We start from the raw sequence: 22367 nt of genomic DNA, 5'->3' as shown, positions 1-22367 counted from the left end.
CTTATTCTTCAGGTGTACAATAATCAACGCCGAGATGTGCTTTGCCTTCGCTATCCGTGTAGGTGACGAACTTTCTCGGCTGATGGAACATCTTCTCGTACTTCTCGACGAACTCCGGCAAAAGCTCACCGAAATCATCCTCCGTGAGGCCTACAATCAGGAATGTTCCAACGATAATATCAATGGGGATGCCATAAGGGCCGTCGAGCGTCCGGTTGAGTTTCTCCATGCAGCTTTCCTTCTTCGTTGCAAATCAATGCCACCTCATCGTCCCACGGGTAAACAGCCTGAATCGGGCCTTCCACCTCTTTCTGGAGCGATTCCAGAGAACAGTCAATGTCAATCACTTCAGGGTAATGCTTTGGGCGAACCCTCAGAACTTTCATACTGTCAACCTCCCAAATTGCACATCAAAAATATAAATCGAGTTGTTTCCTTTGAGCCGCCATTTGCGACGTGGGCACTCACCGACTGGGCATTCGACCAGGGACTGACCCCGGCACTCGAAAAATATCAATGATCAATAATAGCTGTTGTACTTCCGGTTGGCTTTTGCACGAGCTTCCGTAACATCAGGGGCTACGAAACCAAAGTTGATCACGTAGCTCGGGATATTGTACGAACGTGCAACCAGGTTTTCGATCGCACAGCCACGGAACGCCTTCTCCTCATCGTAGATCCCGATAAAGTAGTCTGCATCCGCCATCTTCTTGATGCTCTCACCGAGGTACCAGACTGCCTGATTCGCATCAGCCGGAGGATCATCAGAAATATAAGTCTGGATCACCTCCAGCTCCTCGCCAAACACAGCCTCAGCAATATGGTGCATCTGCTCCATGGTTGCTCGGATCTGTGCTTCAGTGCGGCCTTTCATCGGTACGCTGATAAACAGTTTCTTCATATGCTTCACCTCAGAACGGAATTTCGGTGTGGTCGCTCGGCTCTGCCATGTCTGCTTCAGGAGCTGCAAACCGGGCATAGCGCTCTGCGTACGGATCAGCATCCGCATCCTGCTCAACATACATCACATCCGCATACAGGCTGTATTCGCCGGGTGCGTTCCGCTTCTCGACAAGGTTTGCCTGGAGACAGACGTTTTTGACCCGGATAAAGTCCAGCTGACTGATCGTGTCCATGTTGCAGAGCAGGCGCTTGCCGGAAGTGGTGACCCAGTAGATATGCGGGGGCCACTTGGAATCCATGTTGATCGTCACCGGCACGAAGTAGGTCGGAACGAACGGCTCGTCGTAGGTGCGCTCAGGATTCGGATTGGTCTGACGAACCTTCACGCCGAGATCCATGAGGTGATTCACCAGATCCATGGTCGGGATCACCACATTGACGCGGCGCTTGTCCGAGCCAAAGCGGTCACGGCTGGGATCACCGCTGAAGTTGGTGGTAAAGATGAAACGGGTGTCGTCGATATTGACTTTCTGGCGCTTGGTGTACATAAATATCAGTCTCCTTTTTACTTGTTGAATTCATTTTCCAGAATTTTGAGATCCGCCACGAGTGCTGTCAGGTGGAGAAGTGTATCAGACTGATTGTTGCTCATGGCCGCGCTGAGGAACTTCTCAAAATCCTTATTTGCCTCAGAACTGTACTTTTTCAGCACATCCAGATCGACAGCTTTTCCGGCAGCAGGCTTCCCGGGATACTTCTTCCCGCTCTTCTCGACCCAATTCTGGATCTCCTTGTAATAGCTGCCCTTGTTGCCGCCGCAACGCTTTGCAATCGCCATGGCCAGCCCCTTCTCCGGGTCGAAAGCATCATTCTCGCTGCACTTCACAACGGTCTTGGAGCCATCCGACCAGTAAACGATCGTGGCCGGAGGAGCAAAGATAACATCTTTGATGGCTGCTGTGCTCATAGCAGAAGCTGTCTTCTTACCCTCACACCGAGGATAGAGCGCACCAGAACGGATACGCCAATTGCCGTCTTGATCAGAGGTCAGATCACACGGGCTAAATACGAGTTCGTGACCAGTGGAAAGAATCACCTTCACCAGGTCGTCGTGCTGATTCTTCTCAACGGTTCTGATATAGCCAATCAGCTGTCCTTTGGAATCGTACAGTTTGTTCGTCATAAAATATCACCTCACGTCAAAATTTCTTGCTGCTTCTTCCTGTGCATCGCTCCAGGGAAGATCCGGCGCTGTCCAGGGAGCAACACCATCGTCACCAACGAACCAGTTGAAGTCGCCGTACTTGGAGATCTCCTCAACTGCCTCATCGACTTCCCGGTTGAAATATCTTTTGTCGATATCCTCCTGCATCTGGAGCTGATAGACCGCCTCGCTTTCCAGCCAGCGGTAATCCTTTGCTCCGGTCACAGAAGCATATTTCCGTTCGCCGGTATCCGTCAGGCCTGCTTCCCGCAGCAGCAGAGCACCGCCCTTTCCCGGTATGATCGGGCAGAACTGTCCCACGCGTCCCACAAAAATATAATTGTGTTCGCCTTCAGGCAGGTCCTCGTTCTTGTCGAGATAGATAGCGCCCTTGGAAACGGTTTTTGTCTCGCAGAGGTCAGCGAACTCAATCTTCTCCTTAGAGAACAGGGTCTTGAACACATACGGTACCTGGAACTGGGTGCCCGTCGCCGTCCATTCGCCGCCTTCGTCCTTGCAGTCGCCCGGGATATAACCGTAAAGCGCCTCACAGCGGTCTGCGGTCATGTATTTCGCAATATAAACGGCATTGTTCACCAGGCACATCCGCTCGTAGGTTGCCTCATGCTCGAACGTGTAGCCGTACTTTTTTGCAAAATCCATGCAGTACGCAATGATTTCCGGGGTCGCATCGGGGATCTTGATCGAATCCGTCTTGATATGCGCGACCTTAAAGCCGCGCTGCTGCACTTCATCCTGCAAAGTGCGCATAAATAAAGCCCCTCGAAGCGCCACAATGTTGTTGGCGTTCTTGGGGTTGCGGAACGGGTTGTCGAAGCTTGCACTGGTCAGCCCGTAAACCGAGTTGATGGCGATCTTCAGCGCCTGTGCCAGAGCCTTTGCCTGTTGCGGATCATCGAGGTACTTTGCCAGTTTGCCGCCAAAGAGCCCCTTTGCCTTCTCGTACTCGCCGTGCTTGACGTAGATTCGTACATCCATCAGGTCGTTGAAATGCTTGGTGTACTCGCCAAAGTAGTTCATGGCAACAGCCGAATGCGGATGCAGCGACGCAACGTCCAGCAAAGCTACGTTCGTGTACATCCCGGGCTCAGCGTAGACATAACCCCCCATGCCCAGGTCTGTACCCCGGAACATGTTGTGGTACTTGCCGTCCTCGCCCTTGACCCACTCGTAACCGGGAAAGGCATTGATGATGTTGCAGTCGGTCAAAATATCAGGCTCGACTTCCACGATCGCATCGGATTTTCCCGTAGCAAGGTCGGTGTAGACCAGCCGGGGGTGCTTTTCCTTGCCGAAAATAATGCGTGTTGTCAGCGAGTTTGTCGTGTCGTTCACCGTCATCCCGGCAAGGTCTGCCAGAATCTCACGTGCCACAAAGTCTGCCTGACGCTTTTTCGAGTAGAACAAGGTCTCGGTCGCGATCACATCGTTGTCGCAATACTCGGCCACCTTGTCCCACAGGCTCTTCGGCACCGGCTGATCCCACGGAAGTCCCAGCTCCTGATGGTGAATCCCTAACTCGATTTCAAACTTCTTAAGGCTCTGTTTTTTCGACGAGAAGTCGTAAATATCAGTGTAGGACAGGTTGTACGCCTCACCAAAGAAGCCCGTGTGTTCGTTAATGATCCGGTTGGACAACGCATAGATCTGCTCCACCGACATCCCGATCATGCGGGCCCAGAGGATATGGTTGTCGTACTTGCGGTTGTTGAAGCCGACCAGCCGATACTTTGTCAGGCTCTCGATCTCCTCCGGCGTAGGATTTACCATGCGGTGTACAGGCTCCTGCTTGGCGAACTTCCAGTTCACGAGCAGCAGATTCGGGAATACCTCCACGTCGAAAAATATCAATGGCGTTTCCTCCCCCACAGGGGCCTCCCGCTGGATGTCATCCTTCGATTTGAAGTGCATCTTCGCCACGATCTTCAGGCAGGTGTCCGCCTGGTTCGTGCTGCTGGCGGCAAAGCCCAGGATTGCATTCCGCATGTCGTCCACGTTGTAAACGACATTGCCCTCGTAGGCTTCGTCCATGATGTGTGCAATAAAGTCAATGCTGGGCTTCGTATAGGGGCTGATCTCTTTGGCAAGGGCTTTCTTGATGAGGATACGCAGGTGCCGCTCATCCTGGATCTGCTTTGTATCAACCATTTTCGTTTCTCCCTTCAGTGGCAGGCCGCTGCTGATGGTCGCAACCGGAATATCATTGCATTTCGACAGTTTTCTCCGCAGAGAGGACTTCCCCGTGAACACCTTGACCTCGATGTTCTCGTCGTAGATCCTGCTCAGCTTCGTTGCATCGCCGGTGTAAATATAATGCAGGTGGATGCCCGCACCAGATTTGCTCAGCTCTGCATAGGTCTGGGGCCATTTGGAGGCAGCTTCCAGGTTGCGCTCGAAGCTCTTTTTTCCATCTGGCCCGGGAATATCAAAGTCGATGACAATGTGATTCTCCGGAACTTTCACGTAGTGCAGTCTCGAAGCATCCAGTTCGGCCAATTTTGACTTGACATTCTCCCATTTTCGCATCGGAATGCCATCGTCTGTCGCATACTGTGCAGGGCAGTCCTTGCAAATATCATTGAAGAGAGAATGCTGCTCCTTGAACTCGATCCATGACGTTTCCGGCTCGGCAGTGGGTTCTTCTGCCTTCACAGGTTCGTCAAGGAACTCTTTGAATTTCTCCGCTTTGAAGCCGCTGTAGTAGCTCCGCACCCGCTCGCCATTCACGGTCTCCGCGCGTTCCTTGTACTCCTCGAAGTAGTTCATCAGCTCTTCCCGGAATGCACGGCGCGAGTATGGGTACGCTACCTTTGCCTCGTCATTGTAGGTGTTGTACATCGCCCAGGCCCGCTTCAGGGATACACCGTCCTCCTTCTTAAAAATATAAAAGGAATCCAGCATAAAGTTGTAAAAGTCGTTCGATGCACCCAGCATACGGGTCGGAATATAATCATCGTAGAGATGTTTGTTCTGCTCGTATACCTCCTTGCAGTGCCATGCGATGCCACCCAGTTCAAAGTCCACCTTCGCTACAAGGTCACGGTACTTTTTTGCAGGGATTTTTTCGCCGGTAGGTTCCACATCGATCAGTCGTCGAATCAGGCCCGATTTTGCGTCCGTAATCTTAACGGGCTTGTTGGTGCCCAGAAACATGAAACACTTGAACTGGCTGGAATACTGGCTGCGGAACTTCTCGTTCACCAGCATGGTCTCGTGGGATACCAGCGAGTTCAGCCGGGTGTTGTCCTCGATGCGGGAAAGGTCACCGTCGTGCTGGATCGCGATCAGCGGGTTCGATTTGAACGCCTCCAGCGCAAACGCATTGGATGATGATCCCAGCACCTTGGAGTCAAACACCGACCAGTACCCGTCGAAAAGTTTCTGGACGATGTTCAGCACGGTCGATTTACCGCTGCCGGGTGGGCCATAGAGCACGAGGAACTTCTGGATCTTGCGGGAATCGCCGTTCACGATCGCGCCAACCGCCCATTCGATCTTCTTTCGCTCCTCGGGAGAATATAAGGTAGTCATCAGCTCGTCGTAGGCGCTGATGCTCCCCTCCTCCAGAAGATACGGCAGCCGCTTCGACGCATAGCTTTCCTTCTTGACCGGGGTGTTCGCAAATATCAATGTATCGTCAAGGGCGTGGTAGTTGTCCCGCATCTGACGCTGACAGTATTTGTGCCAGTTGTCGATCATCCCGCTCTCCGCGTCCCACATGTGCAGAACACGGTAGCTGTCATTGAAGACCTGCTTGTGTTCCTCCGCGTAAATATCCAGCGCGCGGTCGATCATCTGGAGCGCATCCTGTTCGTCCGTGCTCCAAAGCCCCCGCTCTTCCATCCAGACCGCGTAAAAATCAGAACCCCGGATCATCAGGTCTTTCGACTTCTTGATGATGAATTTGGGATAAATTTCGATTGTCCCGCGTTTTCCCGTCCGCGTTGCAATCATCAGGAAATCAATCATTTGTAACTGATTTCCTCCTTTCTCCGAGGTTTTTATACGTCTTTCTCTTTCTGGAGGGTCATCTGGGCCAGCGCTGCCTCTGCCTCACGGGCACGCTCATCGGCTTCCTTGCGCTGCTTTTCCGCCTCGTTCACCATCTTGCAGGAGACAAAGCCGAACCACAGCAGGCCAGCGATGAGAATGTTCTTCCGGATGCACTTGCCCTTCATGCGGCGGATGGTGTGATTGGCCACCTCCAGTGCAGCCTTGCTGTTGCTCAGGTCGATCAAAATATCAGTCAGTTCCATTGTCAATTTTCCTCCAGTAATTCGGGTCAGCCAGAATCAGCCGACCAATGTTGTTCTCGTCTCGACACGCCGTAATTCGCAGCATCACATGGGATTCGTCGAGTATCTTCTCAACGAATCCTTCCATAGGGATGCAGATTTTTGATTCATACGTCATCAAAACTCATTCTCATTCAACCAGCTCATCAACTGGTACCAAATATCAATGGTACGCATGTCAATGGACGTACGGGTAATCGTAAAGAGACCGCCAGCCCCGTTCGGCTGGTAGTCCCGATCCATAAACTGGGCCAGGATCGGTTCCGCGCGCTTTTCGCTGAAACGGGTGTCATCCATGGCAGCCAGGCCCAGACTGACGACCATGCTCCAGAACCACTGCCCCACACGGTTGCCCATGCTGCGGTCTTCCATGATGTGCTCCTCGATGCGAATTGCCAGCGCCACCATCATTTCCAGCATAGAGCAGGGTACGCCCTGAAATACCGCATCGATCTTCCCGTACGGAATATTATTCTCCGATGCAAAGCGGTACCGCAGGTTGATGCCGTCCGTTGCCCGGCAGACATCCATTTCGCACGCCGGAATATAATCCCGGTTAAAAAGATACATCAGTAAGCGGTGAAAGCTGAGGTTCCGGGGTTCCCATTCGCCGCAGACGATCTTGTAGAGCCAGTCATAATACTGCTCCGTCTCCCTCATAAAGTTCATTCATCCTCCTCATCGTCGTGGTTGCCGGGCCAGTTCTCCCGAACCCGGAGAATCTCGTAATCCTTGTGGTAGTTGTGGTTGCGGACATGAACAGCGCTCGGTGCGAACTCGCCAATGCGGTCCAGCGCCTCGTTGCCGATGATCTTCGGAATATCATCGTCGTCCACGGGCTGATCCTCCGTATCGAACACCAGCTTTCCGTCCGCATAGTAAGTCAGAAAGGAAGTCTCATAGTCGTCCAGCTCACCAAACTGATCCGGTTCAATGACTTCGATGGCTTCATGTGCCACTACATCTTCCGGGTCAGATTCGGTACGGTACTTCCCGGCCAGCTGTTCAAAGCTCTTCTGGGTCGCCCTTTCTTCGATGGTCTTGTCCATATCGGCTTCCTTCTGCCGCAGATTCTCACGCTCGGCCTCGTACCGTTTGCCGTAATAGGTCTCGTATTTCTTCTCGAAAACGGTGTGCATCACAAGGGCACCTGCCCCAAAGCCTGCTGCAAAGAGCAGAATATCACGCACGGTCTTGTTCATTGTCGATGTCTCCTTTGATCGTCATCATGGTAAACGCCAATCCGCCAAAGAAAAGGGAGACACTCATCAGAATGCCTCCCACCATGTGGCGCTTGCGTTTGGTATCGGTCAGATAGTCCAGAAACAGGAAAGTGCTTTCCAAAGTTTCCATCGTTCCACCTCACTCAGAAAGAACCGCCAGACCAGAGACGAAACAGACTCCGGCCATGGCAGCAAACAGGTAAGACAGTCTCTTAGCGAATCTGGTCATAGCGTATTCCTCCAAAATATCAGTCTCAGATCTTGTCGATGATGGGCCCGTCGCAGTTGAACCGCAGCATCACCGAGCGCTCCCCGCCGTTGATAAAGCTGTTCAGTGCCTCGTCGCCCTCGACGTAGTTGGTCACACCAAAATCCACGTGGTTCTGTCGGGTCGGGTCGTTCGGGTCATAGATCCAGCCCACGATCTGGCCTTCCGGGGTCTTCATGGTCACACCTCCGTGGGTGCCCAGAGATGCCAGAACGTCATTCAGGAACAGGTGCCCCTGGATACGCAGACGCTTGTTTGCCGCCTGCTCCATCAGGAACAGGTAGTTGCGGTTCAGCATGTTGTCGGGCTGCCAGGTGTCGACAGTCTCGTCAAAAATGCAGGTATAGGGGCTGGTGTGCTGCATGGCGATGTCTTTGTACTCCTTGATGGTCTCCTCCACGCCCTGCTCGTTGGTGCTCTTGCTCTCGAGCTCCACAGCCTTGATGTTGTGCTCCAGCTCCTCCTGTACACGGCTGCCAAAGCGGTCGGATACACGGCTCTTGTACTCCTCAAAGGCCTTGTCCAGCGCAATATAAGCCGCAGTCAGGCTCGCGTTGCGCTTGGACATGATGTGGTGGGAACCGAACATGCAGCCCAGAGATACCGCACCCAGAGTGACCGCAGGCGCATACACTTTTGCCAGCTTCAGGCCGGTCTGGACGTAGGTGGTCGTAATATCGCTCTTGTAATCCTTCTCGGTGTAGGTCTCGCCCTCGCTCAGCTGGACCGTGCCATCCTCGATCTGCTTCTTGGCCGTGTGGATGCTCTCAACCTGAGCATAGTGCTCGGTCATAATATCCTGCGCCTTGATGGTCGCCTTGCAGGCCAGCACAGTAGCAGTCACACCACCGATGGCAGCACCAACGATCATAATGGTGGGGCTTGCCTTCTTCAGCTTGTAGCCGCACTTGGATGCAGTACGGGTCATCGTTTCCACGATTTCGGTTTTGTCGATCTTTTTCAGGAACTTCATAAATATCAATCCTTTCTTATTGTTCAGCGCAGCGGTACAGGGCGAGGCAGCATCAGGCGATATCCGCCCGGGATACCCTTGATGAACGCCCCATCAAGGTTGTACCAGCCGTAATTGTAATCGGTGCTCTCGTTGGAAACGCCCATCAGATCCCACAGGTCGCCCACAGAAACCTGACCATACTGGCGAATCGCATCATACATCTGGGAAAGCGTGTCGTCTGCATCCCCGCGGAACTCAAAGTCCAGGTTCTGCAAGCTGCGTCCTACGGCCCGGTTCGGATTTCCCTGCCGGTTGCCGGAGCCGCCCTGATAGTAGGTGTCGTAGCTGTTCCGCTGGGTGCGGGAGCCGGAGTAGTTGCTCGAAGAACCGCGGGAACGGTCCTCGCCGAACAGTGCAATGCTGACGGCTGAGTTGAAAATGCTCCACAGACCGTTCTTCAGCATGGGCAGCAGATAGTCCACCACGATGCGGTTCTTCACAGTCTTGAGGTCTTCCGCCAGGAACTCGTTGGCGATCTTCTGGATATCGTTCTGCTCCTTGAGGGTCACTTTTCCCTTGACGACCTTCTGGAACTTCTTCTGGGGCTCTGCGGCAGGCTGCTGTCCGATGCTGCTCTTCGGCATGTTTACTTGTGCCATGTTGTCATCCTTTCAAAAAACAAAAAAGTAAGAGCCGCAGATTTCTCCACGGCTCTCGCCTTACCTAACATTACTTCTCTTCAGAAGTTTCCTCAACGTCCTCATCAGGAACGTCCACCTGTGCAGAATCGACATTCTCGATCTTCCAGGGCTTCTGCCAGACGATCTTCTTCTTGGTCTTCGGCTTCTCCTCGTCCTTGTTCTGCTTCTTGGCCTTGTGCTTCCGGTACAGTCCGTATCCCACGGCTGCAACCAGACCCACAGCACCAACAGCGAGACCAATGCCCGAGCCATTGCTCGAAGTTTCCTCGTTATCGATCATCTGAACATTCTCCTCCGGAACGACCTCAACAGAAGTCTCGTTCTCCATAGTAGTTTCGTTCATGTTCATCATTTCGCCCATTTTTGTTACCTCTTTCTTAAATATAAGTTTATAATGTCGGAGTATTACCTCCATAAAGGAAGCTGAATTTTTCGCGCCTGGTCAAATATCAATAGCCGCCCAGCCACTTCGGAGGCGTGTGATACTCCAGCGTCAGGCAGGGCATCCCGTCCTCGTCCAGCCGGGACGCATAGAAAATATCAACGTTAAGCCCCGAATCCGTGTCCCAGCCCAGCAGGTCACCGTTGACACAGTGGTCGATGCCCAGATAGTCGAACAGATCATTCTCGCTCACCCGGAAGTCACTGAGCAGCTGTTTGTTGACCCCATTGACGGCCTTTTCGATCATGGCCTTGGTCGTCCAGAAGTAGGTGTTGGTCAGGCTTTCCCAGCACTTCACCCGCTGGTCGTAGGAAACATCGGTCGTGGCAAGGCCCTTGGCGGGCTGGATGGTTGCCGGTTCGGGGCACTTGGCCATCTTTTCCAGTGCAATGGTCTCCCGGATCTCCTGTTCCTTCTCGGGGCCGATGGCCTCCAGCACCTTGTCCTGATAGGTCTTGAGCGCGCTCTCAGAAAGGGTGCACGCCGCGGCCAGTGCAGCATTCCGCCGCTCGTCCACATGGACTGCACCAATGACACAGCCCGCAGACAGCACCATGCTCAGCGCAGTTGGCACGTACACCGGGCCTGCCGTCTTGACAATGGTCTTCACGTCCAGCTTTTCCACGCCCAGCTCCTGCTTTTTCTCGTCCAGCAGGATCATAGCCTTGGGTGTCGCGGTCACAGCGAAATAGACCGCCGTAATGCTTCCCGTGATCGCCAGACCTCCCAGGATCTTGGATGCGTTCTTGCCTGCGCTCCTGCGCACTGCCTTTGCAAATGTTTTCAGGTTCATCTTCGTACCTCCAAAAATTTATAAAAAGAAAGAGCCTACGATTTCTCGTAAGCTCTCGCCTTTCAGATATGTCCGTGCTGCTTCAAATTCTCGAAGCGAATTTCTGTTTCACGCTGATCATCGCGTTCCAGTTGGATCTGGTAACGGATATACTCGTATAGTCTGGTCGGCTGCTTCTTCAGATAGTGATACAGCCCTGTAAAGCCGTATCCTACTGAACGTGCAACTGCCTTCAGTACGCGTACCATTGCCTTGTCCATCTTTGCATAATAGTCGTGATCGTACATAAATATCAATCTCCTTTGTTTGTCAGTTTGGATATCTCTTCCATAAGGGAGACTGTATTTTTCGCGTTTACAGGTTCTTTTCTGCAAGTTGGCGCTGAACTTCCTCCCGCACCATGTCCTGCATTTCCTCTTCGCTGCGCTGCTCCTCGATCAGGTCATGTCCAAAGCTCAGGATCGCGCTTGCAGCCATCATGGCCACGGATGCAACTTTCCACCAATTGATCTTCTTCATAAAATATCATTCTCCTTTTCAAAATTCAAAATGGTTCCCGTCTGGTCGGGTCGTAATCCAGATACTCTTTGATCGGCTCCTGGAATGCCGTCACATAGTACACTTCCAGTCCATCATCCGTTGTCTGCCGGGTATAGTTGAAGTCGATCCAGTAATATTCCCATTCGTTGCTCAGATACTCCGCACACCAGCCCAGCATATCTCCTTCCGGTGTAAAGTCCAGTCCGGGCAGGAAGGAGAAGAAGTCATTCAGCGAGACTTCTCCATTCAACGCAAAGTTCCGGTTCACGTTGTAGAAGGCATCCATCAGCTCCGTTTCCGTTGCATGGAAATATCTTTTTGAGATAGGCTCGTAGCAGAGCAGTTTTTCCTCTGCCATCTTGTCACGAACTTCAGGCAGCTTTTCTTCGCTGATCTGCTCCTGAATTTCTGCTTCTTTTTCCAGCCCGATGTTCTCAATCACCTTCTGTCGGTAGGTCTGATAGGTCTTTCCCAGTGCCATGTACGCTGCGGTCAAGCTCGCGATCTGCTTCTTGTTCAGCGCGTTGGAGCCCAGGATGCAGGCGATGGTGCCCCCGCCAAGAATCACAGCCGGAACGTATGCTTTCCAGCACATCAGAACAATTTGTTTCTTTGTCGGAGGCTCTTCTGTCACGCCGAACTCGTCTTCGTTGAACTTTGTCAGCTCCTTGTCAACTTCAAGTATGTGCTGTGCCTTCGTGGTTGCCCGCCCGGTTTCAATGGCCGTTGCCACCACGCCTACAGATGCCGCCACCGCCAGAATAGTTCCGCCGTGCTTGCGCAGGAATTTCGCGCATGTTTTCGTCAGTTTCATTGTTCAACCTCCATTTTGAAAAAAATAAAGAGCCCACGATTTCTCGTAAGCTCTCGATTTGGTTAGCGCTTCAAATACTTTTCAGCCTGATTCGTTCTCAGGAATTCATACAGCTTCCGTTCCCAATCCGGACTCTGGTCCTTCATAGCGTTATCGAGCGCATCTGCCGCCAAATCTTCATTGCGCATCATAAGTTGTCTCCACATGATAGCAACGGAGTCAACGCAGAACAATTCGGTAATGCCATAAAACGCCACTGCGCCCAAAGCAACTTTCACCAATGTCTTCATAATTTCGTACCTCCAAAATATAATTCTGAGACTAACCATCTCATAAAGCGCACTGAAAATTTCGCGTCAGATCACATCAGCCTTCTTGAGAATATCCATCAGCTGCGCCTTGGTCATCTCTGCATCCACTACAAGATGGATCTTCAACTTCTGCTCTTTTTCGCTCCAGTTCGCCTGAACCTCGCCCAACTGCACCTCTGTGCCGGGTAACTGCTTTTTCAGTATCTTGTTGATGACCTGCGAGATGATGCGGCGCAGAAAACTCGACCGGATCAGCATAATGTCCTCCATAATCGTTCAACCTCCAAAAATAAAAATGAAAAAAGAGAGTGGAGATCGAGTCCACACCTCCACAATGAAGTGGCGCTCTACCATTTGAGCTATCTCTTCCATAAGGGAACATGAATTTTTCGCGTCTGAAAAAGATAAGAGGGCGTGATCTTTCAGATTTCGTCCTCTTCCAGATTGCTCTCTTCGTCTTTTGTTTCAACCCAATTGTTCAGTTTGCTCATCTGATAATACGCCCATCCGCACAATGCCAAGCTAATGCTTGCACATACGGTGCAGTATTTGAAATAAGCCCCATAAGTAATAGGTTTGTTCATAAAGTTCTTAATAGCTTTCATCATAGTAATTTCTCCTTTCAATGTAAGCCCTCTTACCTCCATAATAGAAGCTGTATTTTTCGCGCCGAAAAGAAAGAGCCCATGCTTTCGCATCAGCCCTTCTCCGGGACGGCCCAACTCAAGTTGTGTTCAGCCGGTCTATCGTCAAATATCAGTCTTTCGACGGCCGGAATGCCCGACATAACAGCCATACAATAACGGTTACAATCGCCATTGCAATTGCTGTCATGATCATCTGCCCAACCGTAATCGAATAATTCCAAATTTTCTTAAAAATAGATTCGTTCATATTACATTCTCCTTTTCTTGGGCCTTCATCCCATAAAGCACGGAGAATTTTTCGCGTTTGGGCAAAAGAAAAGAGCCTACGATTCTTTACACGTGCTCAGATCAAACTCCGGTCAAACACGGTCTCCCAGCGTTCTTTCTTGAGGGGCTTCATGCGCAGTGCCCACATGATCTGCCGTACGGTCACAGTCGGATACTCGCCCTTTGCGTTTTTCTTCTTGGCGTGGCTGTCAAAATACTGCCGAAACCCTTCATGCAGATAAATCTTGTCGGTCAGCCAGGGGTCGATGGCGCTCCAGTAAGTAGCCTTGGTTTTCTCGTTGTACCGCTGCTGGATCACACACAGGCCTTTCCCCTGTTCCCGGTAGAGCGTGCAGACACGGTACACCGGGTGATTGCATCGGTAAACGCTCCCGTAGTAGCTCGTCCACTCTTTTGGCGGTATGTCGTGATATCTCATAAAAAATAAAGAGAGTCCGCAGCTTTCGCCACGAACCCTCTCGGTTCCTCCTTTACTTTCTGTCCGTAAAGCCTCTCTTGATCTCATGGAGACCATCGTTCATTGCTCTGGAAAGCGGCGCTACACCGCCAGCCTCGCAGATCGACCAGTATACCGTCGTACCAATCGTTCCGAGAAACGTCAGGCAGCTGATGCCAAACTTCGCCCACTCAATGCGCCGTGCCTTCGCAGCCTTCTCCTGATCGTTGATGACCTCCTGGCCCTTCCGCCGTTCCTCATCCTCTTTCAGGTTCTGGTTGCTCTCCTGCTCGTCGCTCTTGAGCTGCATGTCGTACAGCTGCAATGCCATCTTCGCCGTGTTCGTGTACTCGTCCGTACCCGGTTTCAAGTCCTTGAGACTCTCCAGCGATTGCTTTGCCGCTTCCTTCAGCAATTCTTTGTTTTCGTAGTTTTCCATTTTGATTTTCTCCTTTACAAAGTAATTAGAGTTTCCTCCATTAAGCACCATGTTTTTCTCGCGTCAGGTCCAGTTTGTGCACCCGCAGCATGATGTACTTGTCGCCTTCAAAATTCTTCACCTCCTCATCCAGGCTCAGGCTCAGGTAGGGCCAGTCGGGGGAATCTTCCTCGCCGATCAGCAGCTCGCCCACTTCGTAAATATCACGGTAATGGAACCAGCGGTAGAGCGCCATCCCGAAGAGCAGCCCCAGAACGATGGCAACGAATAACACAGCATAGTAGATGTACAGCATTTTGAAAATCTCCTTTTAATAATGTAGTGGATAAAACGGTCTTCTGCGTGATGCAAAAATAAAAGAGCCTACGATTTCTCGTAAGCTCTCTACGCCTTAGATGTCGTTGCGAATCAGAAACAGGTCATTTCTGCTTCGAGTTGCTCTCACAATTCCTCCTGCCCGGATCAATGTAATTGCATGTACATAAGCCGCGCGTGCATTTTTTGCATCCTTGTATTCGTCTGTATTCACAAACATCACTTTCTGGTTGCTTTCGATAAACACCCGCACCTTATCCATTGCATTCACATAGCCCCGGTCAAAGTTCGTCTTTACTCGATAGTTCATAAATAATAATCTCCTTTCAAATTTCGGAAGACATCCTTCCATAAAGCACATGGAAAATTTCGCGCTGCTTCGTTACGGCCTATTCTAAAATAGAAAAAAGAAAAGAGCGCATGTTTCCATACGCCCGTTTTCCGGTCAGAATCCATCAGCGGATACCACACCGAACATCGTTCAGCATGAGGAGTTCTTCGCCCTCATTCCAGCCTGCATACTTGTCGTTATACGACTCGTTAAATGCGGCCATAATAGAGTTCATCATTTCCTCAAAGCCCTTCACAATATTCTTCAGCATAGTAAATACCTCCTAAAATTGTTTATTTCTTTCCATAATAGAAGGTGAAATTTTCGCGTCTGTGCGTAATAAAAGCAAAAAAAGAAAGAGCTTGCGCTCAATCCTCCTTGAAAACGTATTTCCTGGTCAGCTTGATTGTTGCCATTGCAGTCATAGCAATCAGGATCATGCAGCCGATGAATGCCGGTGCAGCATTGCAGAATGCGTCCACCATGCTCTGAGTATCAAGCCATGCTCTGCCAAACGCAGCCATTTCGCTTGTATTCTCGAAAACATAGTTGTGACCCATTCCGGTCTGCATAAACACCAGAATCCATACAACTTCTTCCTTTGCCATTTCGATGCAATTCATCATAATATCAAACATAATAAATCCTCCATTTTGAAATATTGTTTTCTTCCATAATAGAGGTTGCATTTTTCGCGTCTGCGTAAAAATAAGAGCCTGTGTTTCCACAAGCTCCATTTTGATCAGTGTTTCTTCTTTGTTCTGCTTTTCACCTCGTTTGTCTTTGCTCCGATCAGCTTTGCCAGTCTGACCAGAATCACAACGATCAAGATCCAGATAATCAAGTTAAACATATCAACATACCACCTTTCATAAAGGCAGCTGTATTTTTCGCGTCCAGATAAAAAGAAAGAGCCGCAGATTTCTCCACGGCTCTCGCCTTTATAAAACGATGTAGTTCGTCGGTTTGGTTACATGCTCGATGATTCCTGCTTTCTTCAGCAGCTCAAAGTCTCGTGCAATGCCGCCCAGGTCATAGTTTTCGAGCCTGAGCTGATACTCGCATTTCTTATGATCCTTATCACCACAGCTTCCCAGCTTGTCTACCAGTGAATCAATGATTCGACTGTCAACATCGCAGTTTCTGCGGATGACTTCTCTCATAAGATCGCGACGATCAGTCATATCGTCAACACCCTTCACGTCAATGTACATAATAGTCTTTTTTGCCTTAAACATAGTAAAATCTCCTTTACATAATCAAATTTTCGTGAACTTTCGTCCATAAAGGAGCCTGAATTTTTCGCGTCATGCCCGCTCCCGGCTGAGGATCCAGAAGAATTTGCGATAGTTGTTGTAGTAAGTATCCTTGCAGCATGGACACCCCTTGATCCGGAGGGCTTCATAAGAATGTCCTTCTGTCACGCCGCGCAGAATATAAGGTGCGATTGCTGGTTCCAGTTCGCCCAGGCAGTGCTCCAGCAGATCGACCCTACTCGAATAGAATGCTCGTGCCATCGCCATTTGCTCTGTCGGGTTCGAGAGTGTTGCATTGACGATTGCTCCCGTGCTTTCCGGAAACGCTTTCCATCCGTCGATACGTACCAATGCGCGCTTCCATTCGTCGTATTGTCGGCAAAAATGTTTCAGTTCGTAATACCGATGCTTTGAAATATAATAAGGATTCTTTTTCGATAGCTCCGCCCGTTCGCCCCGCATGATTTCGTTACAGTTTTTCATAAAGTAGACTCCTTTGCACTATTTCTCAGCCCACGCTGAGTTCAAAGGAATACTACTGGAAAAAACTGTCGTCTGCGTCCTGTTTTATTTTATTCTGGGTGAAACGTTGCCCATTTTGAAATCTATCGTTTAATCTAGAATAGAATTCATAAAAGAAAAAGCCCGGAAAATCCGAGCTTTTCAGCGTTATCTCATGTTTTTCAGAGGACTGTGCCTGCGGTACAGCTCTGCCAGATCCTCCTGTGTCAGGTCAAGATAAGCCTGTTCTGTCACGGTCACGCTGCTGTGCCCCAGAATCCGGCTCAGGGTGTAAATATCTCCGCCATTCATCAGGAACCGTTTTGCAAAGTTGTTCCGGAACACATGAGGATGAACGTTCTTCAAACCAACTCTCTTAGCGTACTTTCGGACGTTGGCTTCAAAATTATTTGCCTGTAGTGGCTTCCCCTTGTTTGTACAAAATAAAAAGTCGCTGTCACGGTAGCGGTCTTTGTACTTGATCCACTTCCGAATCTGCCCTGCCATCTTCTCTGAAAAGAATACCGACCTGCCTCGTTTTCCTTTCGTGTTTTTTGCAGGTAGCCAGATGAACCGTTTTACCAAATTCAGGTCATTGACTTTGATCATCAGACATTCGCTGATTCTCATACCGGTGTCCAGAAGCAGCTGAACAATCACAAAGTCCCTGTACTCACTAAATTTGGAAATATCCAGCGCTCTCAACAGCCGTTTGAAGTCGTCATCTGAGATAAATTCCAGCGGCTTGTGATCTGTCTTCGTAAAGTCGCCACGCTTGATCGGCGATTTCCGAAGAATATCCTCATCGACGCACCAGTTAAAAAACACTCTGAGATTCCGCAGATAGTTGTTGATCGTCACATCTGAGACTTGTTTTCCGTAGTCCGGACGGTTTTCCGGATAATTTCTGGCATCCTGATTCGTCACAGCGGTATACTTTCCCCGCCTCCGAATCTCCTGAATGTATCCCTGAATCGTCAGATGCGTAATATTTTCCGTGCGCTCAATTCCAATTTTGTACAAATGTTGCATGAACAACCTCAACGTCTGCTCATAACTGCCAATCGTCTTCATGCTCAGTCCCTTTAACTCGCACGCCTCCAGAAACATTTCTACATCTTTTTCCACCACAAAAAACCTCCGGAATCCATTCGGCTCCACACCCAATAAATTCCGGAGATTTATTGCCCTATCAACAATCTGTTTATCGCTATGGAATCCATAATTCTATAATTCCATAGCGATAAACATTTTTCACCATTCCAAAATCACCAGCTTTTCGCACAAAATATCACGTCGGCATGTGCATTCATCACACTGCTCTCTGCCGCTTATCCAGCCGCATCTTATCGGCAATCATCGCGATGAACTCGCTGTTGGTGGGCTTGCCGCGCAGGTTATGGATGGTATAGCCGAAGTAGCTGTTGAGGGTATCCACATCGCCCCGGTCCCATGCCACCTCGATGGCGTGGCGGATGGCGCGCTCCACCCGACTGGCAGTGGTACCGTTTTTCTTGGCGATTTCCGGGTAGAGACGCTTGGTCACAGCGTTGATGTACTCCGGCTCGTTCATGGTAAGCAGGATGGCATCCCGCAGGAACTGATAGCCCTTGATGTGGGCGGGAACGCCGATCTGGTGCAGGATCTCAGTGACTGTCAGTTCATCGCTGTCCACGCTGGTGTGCAGGATGCGCTTTTCCTGCCCGGCAGCCACCTTCAGCACGCGGCTTGCCAGAACCGTTTCGTCAAAGGGTTTGACGAAATAGTAAGCAAAGCCCTCATCCAACAGCTCCTGCACCATTTCCTCGCTCTGGAACGCCCCCGTCACAAAGAAAGAGGTGTGGCGCTCACCGGCTGCATTGTACTTCTGTTTCACGGCAAGCGCATCCAGCCCAGGCATAAAAGCATCCAGCAACACCACCTGGGGCCGCACTGCAAGCATTTTCTGCAGGACCTTCAGGCCGTCTTTTTCCACCACGGTCACCTCTACACCCTTCTGCTCCAAAGCTTCACGACAGGCTGCCGTGATCTCTGCGCCAGTATCCGACATCAAAAATTTGATCTTGTCCATCGTTCATTCCTCCAATGTGTGCGGTTTTCCTTACGTTTCTGATTTTACCATAAATTCCCATGGATTTCAACTGTTATTTTTGCCATATTATGGAATCTTCAGTCGAATCTTCCTGTTTCGATTTACCAAATCTGCTCATTTTTCCGCCGATGCAACCTGTTCAGCCTGCTCCAACATGGTCTGCGCAAAAATCCCGTAGCCTCGTGTCGGGTCGTTGACGAGAACATGGGTCACTGCGCCGACCAGCCGCCCATTCTGCAAAATGGGACTGCCGCTCATCCCCTGCACAATGCCGCCGGTCCGGGTAAGCAGGGCTTTGTCCACCACCCGGACGACCATATTGCGGCGCGGATCGGCATCGCTGATCTTCTCGATGCGGACATGGTAGGTACGGGGTGTTTCCCCGGCGACGGTAGCCAGGATCTGTGCATCCCCCGTCTCGACCTCCTGCGCAAACGCCACCGGCATGGTTTGCCCGGAAAAGCCTGTCCGTGTTGTGCCATAAACACCGTTTTCTCCATTGATCCGGATGCTGCCAATGGCGTGGGCGCTCAGGAACTTCCCCTTCAGCTCCCCTGGGCTGCCTACAGTGCCCATGCTGCACCCGGTGATCTCACACGGCACAATCTCCCCGCTGCGCAGAGCGATGCTTTCGCCGGTGTCGCCGTCGCTGATGGGATGCCCCAGCCCCGCAAAGACACCCTTTTCCGGGTCCACAAAGGTCAGAGTGCCCACACCGGCGGAGGAATCCCGCACCCACATGCCTGCCCGCCACTGGGCGGCAGCGGCATCCCAGACAGGGGTCAGGATGGTGCTGCGCTGTTCCCCGCTGCGGACATAGATGACCTCTGCGGCGCTTCCCTGGGCGGCCTCCAGCGCTTCCTTCACAGCGTCATTGTTTTCCGTCCTGATCTGTCCAATGCGGATCACGCGGTCTCCCAGACGCAGTCCCGCTGCCTTTGCCGGGTTCACTGTGCTCCCGCCGGGGCTGTCGATATCGGAAAAGCCAACAATCAGTGCTCCCTCGGAGAACATTTTGACCCCGAACGGCGTACCGCAGACCGTGACCTGCGTGCGCTCCGTGACCACCGTGCGGATATTCTTGATGGGAAGCCAGCCGCCCAGTGACAGAGTGGTCTGATAACTGCCCACGACCTGGGTACTGGCCGCATTCTGGCTGCCGTGAAGCCCCATAGGTTCCACCCAGCCAAAGCGAGGCAAAAGCAAGGCCTGCCCGGGTTCCAGATAAACACGATCCGGCAGGCGGCTGTACAGCCAACCCAGCAGCAGAAACGGCAGCAGAAGCAGATATACTGCTGTCAGTCTCAGCAATCGGTATGCTCTGTTGCGTCGTTTCACGGTCCTGCCTCCCCGGTGATAATTTGTTCTAGTATGCACCGGGACACGATCGAATATGAAACGAGGAAATTTCTATCAAAATCGCTTGACTTTCCCGGGGTAATGTGGTAGTATATTCAAGCAGTCCGCAACAACGATTTCAAGCCTCAGAAATCCAGGATTGCAACAATTTTATAGTTGTGCGAGGGTGGCGGAACTGGCAGACGCGCACGTTTGAGGTGCGTGTGGTTTATCCTTGGGGGTTCGAGTCCCCTCCCTCGCATAAAAGAAAGCCCACGGTCTAGCGATAGATCGTGGGCTTTTCTTATGCTTTCCAACCAAAGCCGCAAACAAAACGGCAGGCCCGGATTCTATCCAAGGGCCTGCCGTTTTGTGTATGCAGGAGAAGGGACTTGAACCCTCACTCACTGGGAACTGGTGCCTAAAACCAGCGCGTCTGCCATTCCGCCACTCCTGCACGGAGAACTTATTTAGTTTATCAATTTTTGCGGGAAATGTCAATTCCTCTGCCTGCTTTTGTATTCTACAAATTTTCAGCGGGTCATATCCTATAAGAGATACTGCAGATCCAATGCGATCTGTCAAGGAGGTTTGGGAGATGGTTTCATGGCTGAGAGCAAACGGGAAGTTTTTATTTCGCGGGGCAGCTCTGCTTCTGGCGGGCGCGGCGGCAGGCTTTGGGCTGGGGCTGTTCTTTGCTGTGCCGGCGGGGCCCGGCTGCCAGGAAAGCGACCTGACCCCGGTACCGGATACCGGCTTTGTCTCCCCTGCTCCGGAGGCAGCCCCTGCAAGCTCATTGCCGCAGGAGGAGCCGGTGCCGGAGAAATGGGTTTGCCTGACCTTTGATGACGGCCCCAGCAAAACGACCCCGGCGGTTCTGGATGCGCTGAACGCCGCCGGGGTCAAGGCTACCTTTTTTGTGGTGGCCACGGGCTACAATGAAAAGTACCTGCCGCTCATTGCGGATGCAGCGGCGGCAGGCCACCAGATCGCGCTGCATTCCGCTTCCCATGAATACAGTGGCATCTACCAGAGTGCAGCTGCCTACTGGCAGGATATTGAGCTGTTGAAAGAGCGCATCTCGCCCTATGTCAACACAACTGCTTTGCATTACCTGCGCTTTCCGGGCGGCAGCACCAACACGGTCAGCCGCCGCTATGGCGGGCGCGGTGTGATGGCCGAGCTGAAACAGCAGTGTGCCGAGAAGGGATATGCCTATGTAGACTGGAATGTCTGCGCTGAGGATGCCGTGGGCGGCAAGCCCAGTGCCGGGACCATCTACCGGAATGTGGTGCGTGAGACCGGCGAGCAGACCCAGTGCATCGTTCTGATGCATGATTCTGCTACCACCCGCACCACCGCCGAGGCGCTGCCGGACATCATCCAGTGGTATCGGGATCAGGGGTTCACATTCTGCCGCGTAGAGCAAGTGCTCCCAGCACCATAGCGGCCACTGCCACAGGGAGCAGCCGCCGTAGCCAGCGCAGCAGGCGTTCCCGCCTGAGCGGCAGTCCCGTTTTGAGAGATTCCGGGAAGAGTGCTTCGCAGCAGATAGAATCGCAATAGCGTCCCTGCCCGCGCCATGCCTTATACCGGATACCGTGCCACTCAAACTCCGGGTACATTCCCCCTTTTGTGATGCAGACGGGGCTCCCTTGAGCTTCCCCATAGCGCAGCAGCACGGCTGCAAAATCCTCCGGGGTATTGATGGACTGTTCCGATACGATGAAAAAGCGTTTTTTCTGTTCGTTTTCTGCCACGGTACGGTAATCCCTGAGCCAGCCGGAGAAAAATCTGCCCGGCTCCTGCGGGTCCTGCATCCGTTTCAGGCAGTCGTCCACATCCAGCTGATCCACCTGAGGAGTCTGTTGGGTCAGCTCTGCGCAAAAGCGGATCGCACCCGCCAGCTGTGCCGCCTGCTGCTCCAGTACCGCCTGCTGTGCCTGAAGTGCTTCGCTCAGCGGCTGTTCCCCGTTGAGGACCCTCTGTATTACGGGCAGCGGCATATCCAGCATCCGAAGCATCCGGATCAGTTTCAGAGTCCGGATATCCCCGGCGGTGTAATCCCGGTAGGCATTGCCCCGGTTACGGGCAGGGGTCATCAGCCCTTCTTTTTCGTAGAAGCGGATGTTGGGGCTGGAAACTCCACTCTGTTCCGCAGCCTGTTTGATGTTCATTTGCTTCACCTCCGCCCTTACACTACACCATAAAGTCGGTTGAAGGTCAAGCATTTTTCAGAAAATAGCGCAAAAAT

General features: G+C 51.7%; 32 protein-coding genes, 2 tRNA genes and 1 pseudogene. 2 read left to right on the top strand and 33 right to left on the bottom strand.

Translation table 11 applies throughout. The features are described from left to right. Position 1: 1 nt before the first annotated feature. The 31 genes and pseudogenes from ACKXGA_RS01770 to spoIVB all read right to left on the bottom strand — a co-directional run bounded on the left by ACKXGA_RS01770 (position 2) and on the right by spoIVB (position 20113). Positions 2-386 (bottom strand): annotated as a pseudogene (locus ACKXGA_RS01770) (DUF3846 domain-containing protein). Positions 387-520: 134 nt separating this feature from the next. Continuing rightward, a complete protein-coding gene (locus ACKXGA_RS01765) occupies positions 521-901 on the bottom strand; it encodes a hypothetical protein (RefSeq protein ID WP_215665758.1) in 381 nt (126 codons plus the stop codon). 10 nt (positions 902-911) lie between these two features. Then, positions 912-1451, bottom strand: a complete 540-nt coding sequence (locus tag ACKXGA_RS01760) for a hypothetical protein (protein ID WP_423729942.1) — start codon at positions 1449-1451, stop codon at positions 912-914. Positions 1452-1468: 17 nt separating this feature from the next. After that, a complete protein-coding gene (locus ACKXGA_RS01755; RefSeq protein WP_423729941.1) occupies positions 1469-2086 on the bottom strand; it encodes a hypothetical protein in 618 nt (205 codons plus the stop codon). A 6-nt stretch (positions 2087-2092) separates the two neighbouring features. Next, positions 2093-6097 carry a DUF5906 domain-containing protein gene (locus ACKXGA_RS01750; protein ID WP_423729940.1) on the bottom strand — a complete coding sequence of 1335 codons (4005 nt, stop codon included), beginning with the start codon at positions 6095-6097 and terminating at the stop codon, positions 2093-2095. Positions 6098-6129: 32 nt separating this feature from the next. Further along, on the bottom strand, positions 6130-6384 hold the full coding sequence (locus ACKXGA_RS01745; RefSeq protein ID WP_117535333.1) for a hypothetical protein: 255 nt from the start codon (positions 6382-6384) through the stop codon (positions 6130-6132). A gap of 156 nt (positions 6385-6540) precedes the next feature. Further along, positions 6541-7092, bottom strand: coding sequence for a hypothetical protein (locus ACKXGA_RS01740; RefSeq protein ID WP_423729939.1), 552 nt, complete (start codon positions 7090-7092; stop codon positions 6541-6543). Next, positions 7089-7625: a hypothetical protein gene (locus ACKXGA_RS01735; protein WP_423729938.1), complete on the bottom strand. Its 537-nt coding sequence runs from the start codon at positions 7623-7625 to the stop codon at positions 7089-7091. The genes ACKXGA_RS01740 and ACKXGA_RS01735 overlap by 4 nt, the downstream gene beginning before the upstream one ends. After that, positions 7606-7776, bottom strand: a complete 171-nt coding sequence (locus ACKXGA_RS01730) for a histidine kinase (RefSeq protein ID WP_117535330.1) — start codon at positions 7774-7776, stop codon at positions 7606-7608. Before ACKXGA_RS01730 ends, ACKXGA_RS01735 begins: the two co-directional genes overlap by 20 nt. Positions 7777-7900: 124 nt before the next feature. Further along, positions 7901-8887 (bottom strand): DUF6353 family protein, encoded by a 987-nt coding sequence (locus ACKXGA_RS01725; protein ID WP_423729937.1) that lies wholly within the window; start codon positions 8885-8887, stop codon positions 7901-7903. A 23-nt stretch (positions 8888-8910) separates the two neighbouring features. Further along, positions 8911-9528: a hypothetical protein gene (locus ACKXGA_RS01720; RefSeq protein ID WP_317393819.1), complete on the bottom strand. Its 618-nt coding sequence runs from the start codon at positions 9526-9528 to the stop codon at positions 8911-8913. A 70-nt stretch (positions 9529-9598) separates the two neighbouring features. Then, complete coding sequence (locus ACKXGA_RS01715) at positions 9599-9931, bottom strand: hypothetical protein (RefSeq protein WP_423729936.1); 333 nt, start codon at positions 9929-9931, stop codon at positions 9599-9601. Between the two features lie 88 nt (positions 9932-10019). Continuing rightward, on the bottom strand, positions 10020-10805 hold the full coding sequence (locus ACKXGA_RS01710; protein WP_423729935.1) for a DUF6353 family protein: 786 nt from the start codon (positions 10803-10805) through the stop codon (positions 10020-10022). Between the two features lie 62 nt (positions 10806-10867). Beyond that, positions 10868-11092 carry a hypothetical protein gene (locus tag ACKXGA_RS01705; protein WP_215665769.1) on the bottom strand — a complete coding sequence of 75 codons (225 nt, stop codon included), beginning with the start codon at positions 11090-11092 and terminating at the stop codon, positions 10868-10870. 67 nt (positions 11093-11159) lie between these two features. After that, positions 11160-11324, bottom strand: coding sequence for a hypothetical protein (locus ACKXGA_RS01700; RefSeq protein WP_423729934.1), 165 nt, complete (start codon positions 11322-11324; stop codon positions 11160-11162). Between the two features lie 25 nt (positions 11325-11349). Further along, on the bottom strand, positions 11350-12159 hold the full coding sequence (locus ACKXGA_RS01695) for a DUF6353 family protein (RefSeq protein WP_423729933.1): 810 nt from the start codon (positions 12157-12159) through the stop codon (positions 11350-11352). Between the two features lie 62 nt (positions 12160-12221). Beyond that, complete coding sequence (locus tag ACKXGA_RS01690; RefSeq protein WP_423729932.1) at positions 12222-12449, bottom strand: hypothetical protein; 228 nt, start codon at positions 12447-12449, stop codon at positions 12222-12224. A gap of 66 nt (positions 12450-12515) precedes the next feature. Then, positions 12516-12740, bottom strand: a complete 225-nt coding sequence (locus ACKXGA_RS01685) for a hypothetical protein (RefSeq protein WP_423729931.1) — start codon at positions 12738-12740, stop codon at positions 12516-12518. A gap of 152 nt (positions 12741-12892) precedes the next feature. Continuing rightward, positions 12893-13078, bottom strand: coding sequence for a hypothetical protein (locus ACKXGA_RS01680; RefSeq protein WP_423729930.1), 186 nt, complete (start codon positions 13076-13078; stop codon positions 12893-12895). Between the two features lie 148 nt (positions 13079-13226). Next, on the bottom strand, positions 13227-13364 hold the full coding sequence (locus ACKXGA_RS01675) for a hypothetical protein (RefSeq protein WP_181567047.1): 138 nt from the start codon (positions 13362-13364) through the stop codon (positions 13227-13229). 96 nt (positions 13365-13460) lie between these two features. Then, the gene (locus ACKXGA_RS01670; protein ID WP_215665777.1) at positions 13461-13823 is read right to left on the bottom strand and encodes a hypothetical protein; all 363 of its coding nucleotides are present in this window, start codon (positions 13821-13823) and stop codon (positions 13461-13463) included. A gap of 52 nt (positions 13824-13875) precedes the next feature. Continuing rightward, on the bottom strand, positions 13876-14280 hold the full coding sequence (locus tag ACKXGA_RS01665; protein ID WP_423729929.1) for a hypothetical protein: 405 nt from the start codon (positions 14278-14280) through the stop codon (positions 13876-13878). 40 nt (positions 14281-14320) lie between these two features. After that, the gene (locus ACKXGA_RS01660; RefSeq protein WP_215696004.1) at positions 14321-14575 is read right to left on the bottom strand and encodes a hypothetical protein; all 255 of its coding nucleotides are present in this window, start codon (positions 14573-14575) and stop codon (positions 14321-14323) included. A 96-nt stretch (positions 14576-14671) separates the two neighbouring features. Next, positions 14672-14905 (bottom strand): hypothetical protein, encoded by a 234-nt coding sequence (locus ACKXGA_RS01655; protein ID WP_423729928.1) that lies wholly within the window; start codon positions 14903-14905, stop codon positions 14672-14674. Positions 14906-15050: 145 nt separating this feature from the next. After that, entirely contained in the window at positions 15051-15197 is a 147-nt protein-coding gene (locus ACKXGA_RS01650) for a hypothetical protein (RefSeq protein ID WP_423729927.1), read from the bottom strand. Between the two features lie 97 nt (positions 15198-15294). Next, positions 15295-15564 carry a hypothetical protein gene (locus ACKXGA_RS01645; protein WP_423729926.1) on the bottom strand — a complete coding sequence of 90 codons (270 nt, stop codon included), beginning with the start codon at positions 15562-15564 and terminating at the stop codon, positions 15295-15297. 303 nt (positions 15565-15867) lie between these two features. Beyond that, on the bottom strand, positions 15868-16164 hold the full coding sequence (locus tag ACKXGA_RS01640; protein ID WP_117535315.1) for a hypothetical protein: 297 nt from the start codon (positions 16162-16164) through the stop codon (positions 15868-15870). 69 nt (positions 16165-16233) lie between these two features. Beyond that, positions 16234-16665 (bottom strand): hypothetical protein, encoded by a 432-nt coding sequence (locus ACKXGA_RS01635; RefSeq protein ID WP_423729925.1) that lies wholly within the window; start codon positions 16663-16665, stop codon positions 16234-16236. A gap of 186 nt (positions 16666-16851) precedes the next feature. After that, the gene (locus tag ACKXGA_RS01630; RefSeq protein ID WP_423729924.1) at positions 16852-17811 is read right to left on the bottom strand and encodes a tyrosine-type recombinase/integrase; all 960 of its coding nucleotides are present in this window, start codon (positions 17809-17811) and stop codon (positions 16852-16854) included. Between the two features lie 184 nt (positions 17812-17995). After that, complete coding sequence (gene spo0A, locus ACKXGA_RS01625) at positions 17996-18754, bottom strand: sporulation transcription factor Spo0A (RefSeq protein ID WP_117476226.1); 759 nt, start codon at positions 18752-18754, stop codon at positions 17996-17998. A 135-nt stretch (positions 18755-18889) separates the two neighbouring features. Further along, entirely contained in the window at positions 18890-20113 is a 1224-nt protein-coding gene (gene spoIVB / locus ACKXGA_RS01620; protein ID WP_423729923.1) for a SpoIVB peptidase, read from the bottom strand. A gap of 181 nt (positions 20114-20294) precedes the next feature. On the opposite strand from spoIVB, the gene ACKXGA_RS01615 reads away from it, so the two are divergent. Beyond that, a tRNA-Leu gene (locus ACKXGA_RS01615) sits at positions 20295-20375 on the top strand. Positions 20376-20490: 115 nt separating this feature from the next. On the opposite strand, the gene ACKXGA_RS01610 is transcribed toward ACKXGA_RS01615, so the two are convergent. Continuing rightward, positions 20491-20570, bottom strand: a tRNA-Leu gene (locus ACKXGA_RS01610). Between the two features lie 141 nt (positions 20571-20711). On the opposite strand from ACKXGA_RS01610, the gene ACKXGA_RS01605 reads away from it, so the two are divergent. Further along, positions 20712-21560 carry a polysaccharide deacetylase family protein gene (locus ACKXGA_RS01605; protein ID WP_423729922.1) on the top strand — a complete coding sequence of 283 codons (849 nt, stop codon included), beginning with the start codon at positions 20712-20714 and terminating at the stop codon, positions 21558-21560. On the opposite strand, the gene ACKXGA_RS01600 is transcribed toward ACKXGA_RS01605, so the two are convergent. Continuing rightward, complete coding sequence (locus tag ACKXGA_RS01600) at positions 21520-22290, bottom strand: MerR family transcriptional regulator (RefSeq protein ID WP_227622011.1); 771 nt, start codon at positions 22288-22290, stop codon at positions 21520-21522. The genes ACKXGA_RS01605 and ACKXGA_RS01600 overlap by 41 nt on opposite strands. Positions 22291-22367: the final 77 nt, after the last annotated feature.

Source organism: Faecalibacterium hominis (ex Afrizal et al. 2022), assembly GCF_049545105.1.
GTDB classification, from domain to species: Bacteria; Bacillota; Clostridia; order Oscillospirales; family Ruminococcaceae; genus Faecalibacterium; species Faecalibacterium duncaniae.
The sequence above is the reverse complement of the archived record's forward strand: the minus strand, read 5'-3'. Positions and strand labels throughout refer to the sequence as shown.

Coding starts and splice junctions, on each gene's coding strand:
- ACKXGA_RS01640 (WP_117535315.1), bottom strand. CDS start 16,164: ATGTTTAAGGCAAAAAAGACTATTATGTACATTGACGTGAAGGGTGTT.
- ACKXGA_RS01735 (WP_423729938.1), bottom strand. CDS start 7,625: ATGAACAAGACCGTGCGTGATATTCTGCTCTTTGCAGCAGGCTTTGGG.
- ACKXGA_RS01740 (WP_423729939.1), bottom strand. CDS start 7,092: ATGAACTTTATGAGGGAGACGGAGCAGTATTATGACTGGCTCTACAAG.
- ACKXGA_RS01660 (WP_215696004.1), bottom strand. CDS start 14,575: ATGCTGTACATCTACTATGCTGTGTTATTCGTTGCCATCGTTCTGGGG.
- spo0A (WP_117476226.1), bottom strand. CDS start 18,754: ATGGACAAGATCAAATTTTTGATGTCGGATACTGGCGCAGAGATCACG.
- ACKXGA_RS01665 (WP_423729929.1), bottom strand. CDS start 14,280: ATGGAAAACTACGAAAACAAAGAATTGCTGAAGGAAGCGGCAAAGCAA.
- ACKXGA_RS01605 (WP_423729922.1), top strand. CDS start 20,712: ATGGTTTCATGGCTGAGAGCAAACGGGAAGTTTTTATTTCGCGGGGCA.
- ACKXGA_RS01680 (WP_423729930.1), bottom strand. CDS start 13,078: ATGATGAAAGCTATTAAGAACTTTATGAACAAACCTATTACTTATGGG.
- ACKXGA_RS01635 (WP_423729925.1), bottom strand. CDS start 16,665: ATGAAAAACTGTAACGAAATCATGCGGGGCGAACGGGCGGAGCTATCG.
- ACKXGA_RS01745 (WP_117535333.1), bottom strand. CDS start 6,384: ATGGAACTGACTGATATTTTGATCGACCTGAGCAACAGCAAGGCTGCA.
- ACKXGA_RS01730 (WP_117535330.1), bottom strand. CDS start 7,776: ATGGAAACTTTGGAAAGCACTTTCCTGTTTCTGGACTATCTGACCGAT.
- ACKXGA_RS01765 (WP_215665758.1), bottom strand. CDS start 901: ATGAAGAAACTGTTTATCAGCGTACCGATGAAAGGCCGCACTGAAGCA.
- ACKXGA_RS01760 (WP_423729942.1), bottom strand. CDS start 1,451: ATGTACACCAAGCGCCAGAAAGTCAATATCGACGACACCCGTTTCATC.
- ACKXGA_RS01715 (WP_423729936.1), bottom strand. CDS start 9,931: ATGGGCGAAATGATGAACATGAACGAAACTACTATGGAGAACGAGACT.
- ACKXGA_RS01650 (WP_423729927.1), bottom strand. CDS start 15,197: ATGCTGAAGAATATTGTGAAGGGCTTTGAGGAAATGATGAACTCTATT.
- ACKXGA_RS01600 (WP_227622011.1), bottom strand. CDS start 22,290: ATGAACATCAAACAGGCTGCGGAACAGAGTGGAGTTTCCAGCCCCAAC.
- ACKXGA_RS01755 (WP_423729941.1), bottom strand. CDS start 2,086: ATGACGAACAAACTGTACGATTCCAAAGGACAGCTGATTGGCTATATC.
- ACKXGA_RS01685 (WP_423729931.1), bottom strand. CDS start 12,740: ATGGAGGACATTATGCTGATCCGGTCGAGTTTTCTGCGCCGCATCATC.
- ACKXGA_RS01720 (WP_317393819.1), bottom strand. CDS start 9,528: ATGGCACAAGTAAACATGCCGAAGAGCAGCATCGGACAGCAGCCTGCC.
- ACKXGA_RS01750 (WP_423729940.1), bottom strand. CDS start 6,097: ATGATTGATTTCCTGATGATTGCAACGCGGACGGGAAAACGCGGGACA.
- ACKXGA_RS01670 (WP_215665777.1), bottom strand. CDS start 13,823: ATGAGATATCACGACATACCGCCAAAAGAGTGGACGAGCTACTACGGG.
- ACKXGA_RS01710 (WP_423729935.1), bottom strand. CDS start 10,805: ATGAACCTGAAAACATTTGCAAAGGCAGTGCGCAGGAGCGCAGGCAAG.
- ACKXGA_RS01690 (WP_423729932.1), bottom strand. CDS start 12,449: ATGAAGACATTGGTGAAAGTTGCTTTGGGCGCAGTGGCGTTTTATGGC.
- ACKXGA_RS01655 (WP_423729928.1), bottom strand. CDS start 14,905: ATGAACTATCGAGTAAAGACGAACTTTGACCGGGGCTATGTGAATGCA.
- ACKXGA_RS01695 (WP_423729933.1), bottom strand. CDS start 12,159: ATGAAACTGACGAAAACATGCGCGAAATTCCTGCGCAAGCACGGCGGA.
- ACKXGA_RS01700 (WP_423729934.1), bottom strand. CDS start 11,324: ATGAAGAAGATCAATTGGTGGAAAGTTGCATCCGTGGCCATGATGGCT.
- ACKXGA_RS01705 (WP_215665769.1), bottom strand. CDS start 11,092: ATGTACGATCACGACTATTATGCAAAGATGGACAAGGCAATGGTACGC.
- ACKXGA_RS01645 (WP_423729926.1), bottom strand. CDS start 15,564: ATGTTTGATATTATGATGAATTGCATCGAAATGGCAAAGGAAGAAGTT.
- ACKXGA_RS01675 (WP_181567047.1), bottom strand. CDS start 13,364: ATGAACGAATCTATTTTTAAGAAAATTTGGAATTATTCGATTACGGTT.
- ACKXGA_RS01725 (WP_423729937.1), bottom strand. CDS start 8,887: ATGAAGTTCCTGAAAAAGATCGACAAAACCGAAATCGTGGAAACGATG.